Source organism: Acinetobacter sp. BMW17 (genome assembly GCF_001592855.1).
GTDB lineage: Bacteria > Pseudomonadota > Gammaproteobacteria > Pseudomonadales > Moraxellaceae > Acinetobacter > Acinetobacter johnsonii.
In genome coordinates this window covers 20,336-27,052 of the sequence record NZ_LSOD01000035.1, presented here as the reverse complement: position 1 = coordinate 27,052, position 6,717 = coordinate 20,336, and the positions used below count along the sequence as shown (strand labels likewise).

Sequence of the window (6,717 nt, the reverse complement as noted above, 5' to 3'; positions counted from 1 at the left end):
CCAATCTCAGCATCGAGCAGATGGATGTGATTGAACTGAATGAAGCCTTTGCAGCACAGGCACTGGCCGTTACCCGTGACCTAGGTCTGGCAGATGACACCACACAAGTGAATCCAAATGGCGGTGCGATTGCGATTGGTCATCCACTGGGTGCATCGGGTGCGCGTTTGGTGACCACAGCTCTAAACCAATTGGAACAAACCGGTGGAACTTATGCGCTATGTTCGATGTGTATTGGTGTCGGCCAAGGCATTGCAATGATTATTCAGCGCGTTTAAAGCAGATTTAAGGATAGCGATCATGAGCCAGTTATATGCCAGCTTATTTTACCAAAACGAGGTGACTGAAATTTTCAGTGATCGCGCGTTGGTGTCTTACATGATTGAGGCTGAAGTTGCCTTGGCACAAGCGCAGGCTCAGGTCGGCGTTATTCCAGAATCTGCGGCAACAGCAATTTCAAACATTGCAGCAACTGCAATTGATCAGATTGACTTTGATGCTTTAGCTCTTGCTACAGGCTTAGCGGGCAATATCGCGATTCCTTTTGCGAAGCAATTAACTGCAATTGTGAAACAAAGTGATGAAGGTGCTGCGCGTTATGTGCATTGGGGCGCAACCAGTCAAGACATTTTAGACACTGCCTGTATTTTGCAATGTCGTGCTGCAATGACGCATGTTGAAGCTTTAATTCATCAATGTTACCGCACTGCATTGGCTCAAGCTGAACAGTATCGCTCACAAGTGATGATTGGACGCACATGGTTGCAGCAAGGGTTGCCGATTACTTTGGGGCATAAATTCGCGCGTTGGGCCTCGGCATTTCATCGTGATTTAGCCCGTATTGAAGCCATGAAAGCCCGTGTTTTTACTGCGCAATTAGGCGGTGCCGTTGGTTCATTGGCTTCATTGCAAGCACAAGGTACTGCTGTGGTTCATGCTTATTCCGTTCAGTTACAACTTTCTGTTCCAAGCTGTACTTGGCATGGTGAGCGTGACCGTATTGTTGAAGTGGCGAGTGTTCTCGCGATAGTGACGGGCAGTTTGGGCAAAATGGCGCGTGACTGGTCATTGATGATGCAAACTGAAATTGCAGAAGTGCTTGAGCCGGCAGCGAAAGGGCGTGGTGGCTCATCAACCATGCCACACAAGCGTAATCCTGTTGCTGCGGCATCCGTTTTGGCAGCAGTCAATCGTGTACCTGTGTTGATGTCAAGTTTGTACCAAAGCATGGTACAGGAACATGAGCGTAGTCTAGGTGGATGGCATGCAGAATGGTTGGCATTGCCTGAAATTTTCCAACTGTGTGCAGGCGCATTGGAGCGGACTTTAGACGTGTTACAAGGCATGCAAGTCAATGCCGAGAACATGCAGCGTAACTTGGAATGTACCCAAGGTTTAATTATGGCAGAAGCTGTAATGATGGCATTGGCACCACATATGGGGCGCTTACAGGCGCACCATGTGGTTGAAGCAGCATGTAAAACAGCCGTTGAAAAAGGTGTGCACTTAAAAGATGTGATTGCGGAATTGGATCAAGTCAAAGACTTGTTTAGCGCTGCTCAGATTTCAGAAATTTTTAAACCTGCGTCATATCTTGGCAATATTCAAGACCAGATTAATGCGGTGTTGCAAGAAGCAAAAGGAGAGGCAAAGTGAATATCACGATGACCAATCGTCAAGGCAAGACTTTATCTGTTGCAATCAGTGGGCAAGACCATGCACCTGTGATTGTATTTTCAAACTCATTGGGTACGGATAAAGGCATGTGGCAGCCACAAGTTTCTGCCTTCGAACAGCATTTTAAAGTCTTGACTTATGACACGCGTGGTCATGGGCAAAGCGATGTGATTGAGCAGACCACTGTACAAAACCTTGCAGAAGATGTGATTGATATTCTTGATGGTTTAAACATTGAAAAAGCGCATTTTTGCGGGATTTCAATGGGCGGCATGACGGCTTTATGGCTCGGTATTCACCATGCAGATCGTTTTCATAGTATCACTGTGGCGAATTCAGCAGCCAAAATTTGGACTGAAGAAGGTTGGAATGCGCGTGCAGATGCTGTGGCAGCCAATGGCTTAGCAGATTTGGTCGCGACTACGCATACACGCTGGTTTAGTGAGCAGTTTGATTATCAACATGATGCTTTGGCGCAGCGCACCATTCAATCTTTAGCGACTACGCCAGCACTGGGCTATGCAGAATCTTGCCGAGCGCTCGCGCAAGCAGATCTATCTACTCAAATTCAACAGATTCAGATTCCAACTTTAGTGATTGCAGGCGCATTTGACCCAGTCACCACAGTGGCAGATGGCGTCTTTATGCAACAACAGATTCAAAAGAGTGAACTCGCGGTGATTGATGCATCGCATCTTTCCAATATTGAGCAACCTGAGCTGTTTAACCAAACTCTCAGTCAGTTTATTGGATCGATTCAATAGTTTAAGGATTTTTAAAAGGACTTTCAGCCCAAGGAGGCAGGTATGGCGTCTCAGGAATACGCTACTCAAAAAACGAGTATAGACGCACAAGCACTGATTAATGATGCACCGATTAGCAAATATCAGTGGTTGATCGCAATTGTATGTTTTCTCATTGTTTTTGTGGATGGTATTGATACTGCGGCAATGGGTTTTATTGCTCCAGCCTTGGCACAAGACTGGGGAATAGATCGCTCGCAACTGGGTCCAGTCATGAGTGCGGCTTTAGGTGGCATGATTATTGGTGCCTTGGTGTCTGGTCCAACTGCTGACCGCTTTGGGCGAAAGATTGTTTTAAGTGTTTCGATGCTGATTTTTGGTGGCTTTACTTTGGCATCGGCATATGCAGCTGATTTAAATACCTTGGTGGTCTTGCGCTTTTTAACCGGCATTGGTTTGGGTGCAGCGATGCCGAATGCAACCACGCTATTTTCTGAATATTGCCCACAGCGCTCACGCTCGCTACTCGTGACCTGTATGTTCTGTGGATACAACTTGGGTATGGCGACAGGCGGTTTCATTAGCAGTTGGTTGATCCCAACCTTTGGTTGGCACAGCTTATTTTTACTGGGCGGTTGGTCGCCACTGATCTTGATGATCTTGGTAATTTTCTTCTTACCTGAATCTTATCGTTTCTTGATTGTGAAAGGCCGTGACCCCGAAAAAGTCCGCAAAATTCTAACGCGTATTGCACCTGAAAAAATACAAGGTGTCACTGAGTTTCATGTACCTGAAGAAAAAACCGAAGGTGGAGAGAAGAAAGGTGTGTTTGGCATGTTGTTCTCTCATAAATATGTCAAAGGCACGGTTTTATTGTGGCTGACCTATTTCATGGGTCTGGTCATGATTTATCTACTCACCAGTTGGTTACCAACCTTAATGCGTGAAACTGGCGCAACTATGGAACGTGCTGCATTTATTGGTGGTTTATTCCAGTTTGGCGGTGTCCTCAGCGCTTTATTTATTGGCTGGGCAATGGACCGTTTCAACCCGAACCGCATTATTGCAGGCTTCTACTTTGTCGCTGGGATCTTTGCCTTTGCCGTTGGTCAGAGCTTAGCAAATCCAACCTTACTTGCCATTTTAGTGCTTTGCGCTGGTGTTGCAATTAATGGTGCACAGTCGGCTATGCCAGCACTCAGCGCTCGTTTTTACCCAACCCAATGCCGTGCAACAGGTGTGGCTTGGATGTCTGGGATTGGTCGTTTCGGTGCGGTATTTGGTGCATGGATCGGCGCAGTTTTACTGGGCAATGACTGGTCGTTTACAGCTATTTTAAGTCTACTGTTAATTCCAGCAACAGCAGCAGCGGTCGCTATTTTTGTTAAATCACTGGTCGCACATACCGATGCGACCTAATTGAGGTTTCTCCCATGAATGATGAACAACGTTATGAACAAGGAATCACTGTACGCACTGAAGTGCTGGGTGAAAAGCATGTCGGTCGTTCACTTGAGAACTTGAATGATTTTAATGCTGACTTTCAAAACTTTATTAGCCGTTTTGCGTGGGGCGAAGTCTGGTCTAGACCGGGCATGCCGCGCCACACCCGTAGCTTAGTCACCATTGCCGTGTTATTGGCATTGGGCCGTGAAGACGAATTACGTATGCATTTACGTGCTTGTTTTAACAATGGTGTGACCAAGGACGACTTAAAAGAATTGATTTTGCACTGTTCACTGTATGCAGGTTTGCCCGCAGCCAATGCAGCCATGCATATGGCAGAAGAAGTTTTTGCAGATTTGGGTATTGCCACGCAAAAGCTGAGCGAACAGCAGCTTAGCCAAGCACAAACGAATCAAGAGTAATGGAACAAGATTAAGAGGGACGTCACATGTCGCAACTTATTTTAGGTGCTTATGCACAACGCAATACCGAAGATCACCCGCCAGCATATGCACCCGGCTATAAAACCAGTGTATTACGCTCGCCAAAAAATGCGTTGATTTCGATTGCAGAAACTTTAACTGAAGTGACTTCACCGCAGTTTAGTGCCGAACAGTTTGGGCCTAAAGATAACGATTTGATTTTGAACTATGCCAAAGAAGGTTTGCCAGTTGGCGAGCGCATTATTGTGCATGGTTATGTGCGTGATCAGTTTGGGCGCCCAGTTAAAAATGCTTTGCTCGAAGTGTGGCAAGCCAATGCTTCAGGGCGCTACCGTCATCCAAATGATCAGTTTATTGGTGCGATGGACCCGAACTTTGGTGGTTGTGGCCGCATGATGACCGATGCCAATGGCTATTTTGTATTCCGTACCATTAAGCCGGGTCCTTACCCATGGCGTAACCGTATTAATGAATGGCGTCCAGCGCATATCCATTTCTCTTTACTTGCAGATGGTTGGGCGCAGCGTCTTATTTCACAGTTCTATTTTGAAGGCGATACGCTGATTGATTCGTGTCCAATTATTAAAACCATTCCTTCGGAAGAACAACGTCGTGCATTGATTGCCTTGGAAGATAAGAGCAACTTCATTGAAGCAGACAGCCGTTGTTACCGCTTTGACATCACTTTACGTGGTCGTCGTGCGACATATTTCGAAAATGATTTGACTTAATTCAGGGAGAGCAACATGAACCATTGGAACTTTCAAGAATTGCATGAAACGCCATCTCAAACAGGTGGGCCATACGTACACATTGGTTTGTTGCCCCAACAAGCCAACATCGAAGTCTTTGAAAACAACTTTAACAATCAGTTGGTTCAAGAAAAAACCTTAGGTGAACGTATTCGCTTAGAGGGTCAAGTATTCGACGGTCTAGGTTTGCCGTTACGCGATGTATTGATTGAAATTTGGCAAGCAGATGCCAACGGCGTGTATCCAAGTGCGGCGGATATTCAAGGCAAAGCGGTCGATCCAAACTTCTTCGGTTGGGGACGTACAGGGGCAGACTTTGAAACTGGTTTTTGGAGTTTCAATACCATTAAACCGGGTGCTGTTCCGGGACGTAAAGGCACAACTCAAGCCCCGCATATTGCCCTGATTATTTTCGCACGCGGTATCAACATCGGTTTGAACACTCGTGTCTATTTTGAAGATGAAGCGGAAGCCAATGCACAAGATCCTGTGCTGAAAGGCATTGAGTGGGCACCTCGTCGTCAAACCCTCATTGCAAAACGTGAACAGCGTGATGGTGAAGTGGTGTATCGCTTTGACATTCGTATTCAAGGAGAAGACGAAACGGTCTTTTTGGATATCTAAATTTTCCAAGATTTAGTGCGAGACATCTTGAACTAACTCTAAAGATAAAAGTTTATACGTGGTGATGGTATGACCCATTTCATTCATCCCACGTATGTTTGCCATTGATGACAGAAGTCAGGCAATAGTTTGTAAATACAAGGAAATGTAATGATTACCATCAAAAAATTAGCAATGCAACTCTGCTTAAGCAGTGCGGTTATCGCAGCAATGCCATCTGCATTTGCAGCTGAATCTGCTCAATCAAGTGCACAACACTATATGGTGAAAAACCTCAATATTGGCAACTTACCTGTCAAAACCATTGTACCGATTACCGCAAAAACGGCTGAACAAGCGATTGCACAAGCCAAAGTGATTGCCAGTAATCCTGATGTCGATTTGGCTGAATTCCGTATCGATTTACTCGAATTTTCTGCGGACACCAAAAAAGTCATCGCATTGGGTCAGCAGCTGAATCAAATTTTAAAAGATAAACCGTTGATCGCGACCATTCGTACCCATAACGAAGGCGGTAAAATGACGGTGTCTGACCAAGACTATGAAAAGATTTATCGTGAATACCTGAAAAAGCCATTTATGCAATTGCTGGATATCGAAATGTTCCGTGATGCAGGCAGTGTGGCGAAATTAACCAAATTAGCACATGAAAAGAACGTGTTGGTGATCATGTCAAATCATGATTTTGCCAAAACCCCCGAACAACAAGAAATTGAAAACCGCCTGCTAAAACAAGATCAGATGGGTGCCGACATTCTAAAAATTGCGGTGATGCCAAAGTCAAAACAAGATGTCTTTACCCTCATGAATGCTACGTTGGCTGTGAGTCAAAAAAGTCAAAAACCACTGCTAACCATGTCGATGGGGCAGTTGGGTACGATTTCTCGTGTCGCGACTGCCAACATGGGCGGCAGCCTAAGTTTCGGCATGATTGGTGAAGCCTCTGCACCGGGTCAAATTGATGTGACTCAACTCAAACAGTTGCTGAAAACAGTACAACCAACCCCTTAAATGCACTGTGTTATTCATCTT

7 protein-coding genes and 1 pseudogene are annotated in these 6,717 nt (G+C 45.5%); all 8 read left to right on the top strand.

What is annotated here, in order from left to right; all coding sequences use genetic code 11:
• Positions 1-278, top strand: a pseudogene (locus AXW61_RS10760) (acetyl-CoA C-acyltransferase); the annotation flags it as partial.
• A 22-nt stretch (positions 279-300) separates the two neighbouring features.
• Positions 301-1,656, top strand: coding sequence for a 3-carboxy-cis,cis-muconate cycloisomerase (pcaB, locus tag AXW61_RS10755; protein WP_062034299.1), 1,356 nt, complete (start codon positions 301-303; stop codon positions 1,654-1,656).
• A complete protein-coding gene (pcaD, locus tag AXW61_RS10750) occupies positions 1,653-2,441 on the top strand; it encodes a 3-oxoadipate enol-lactonase (protein ID WP_081408294.1) in 789 nt (262 codons plus the stop codon). Before pcaB ends, pcaD begins: the two co-directional genes overlap by 4 nt.
• A gap of 42 nt (positions 2,442-2,483) precedes the next feature.
• Positions 2,484-3,839, top strand: a complete 1,356-nt coding sequence (locus tag AXW61_RS10745) for an MFS transporter (protein WP_062034298.1) — start codon at positions 2,484-2,486, stop codon at positions 3,837-3,839.
• A gap of 14 nt (positions 3,840-3,853) precedes the next feature.
• Positions 3,854-4,288, top strand: a complete 435-nt coding sequence (gene pcaC, locus AXW61_RS10740) for a 4-carboxymuconolactone decarboxylase (RefSeq protein ID WP_062034297.1) — start codon at positions 3,854-3,856, stop codon at positions 4,286-4,288.
• A gap of 26 nt (positions 4,289-4,314) precedes the next feature.
• Entirely contained in the window at positions 4,315-5,040 is a 726-nt protein-coding gene (gene pcaH, locus AXW61_RS10735; protein ID WP_062034296.1) for a protocatechuate 3,4-dioxygenase subunit beta, read from the top strand.
• A 15-nt stretch (positions 5,041-5,055) separates the two neighbouring features.
• Positions 5,056-5,685, top strand: a complete 630-nt coding sequence (gene pcaG / locus AXW61_RS10730; RefSeq protein WP_062034295.1) for a protocatechuate 3,4-dioxygenase subunit alpha — start codon at positions 5,056-5,058, stop codon at positions 5,683-5,685.
• 150 nt (positions 5,686-5,835) lie between these two features.
• Positions 5,836-6,696, top strand: coding sequence for a type I 3-dehydroquinate dehydratase (gene aroD / locus AXW61_RS10725; RefSeq protein WP_062034294.1), 861 nt, complete (start codon positions 5,836-5,838; stop codon positions 6,694-6,696).
• Positions 6,697-6,717 lie beyond the last annotated feature (21 nt).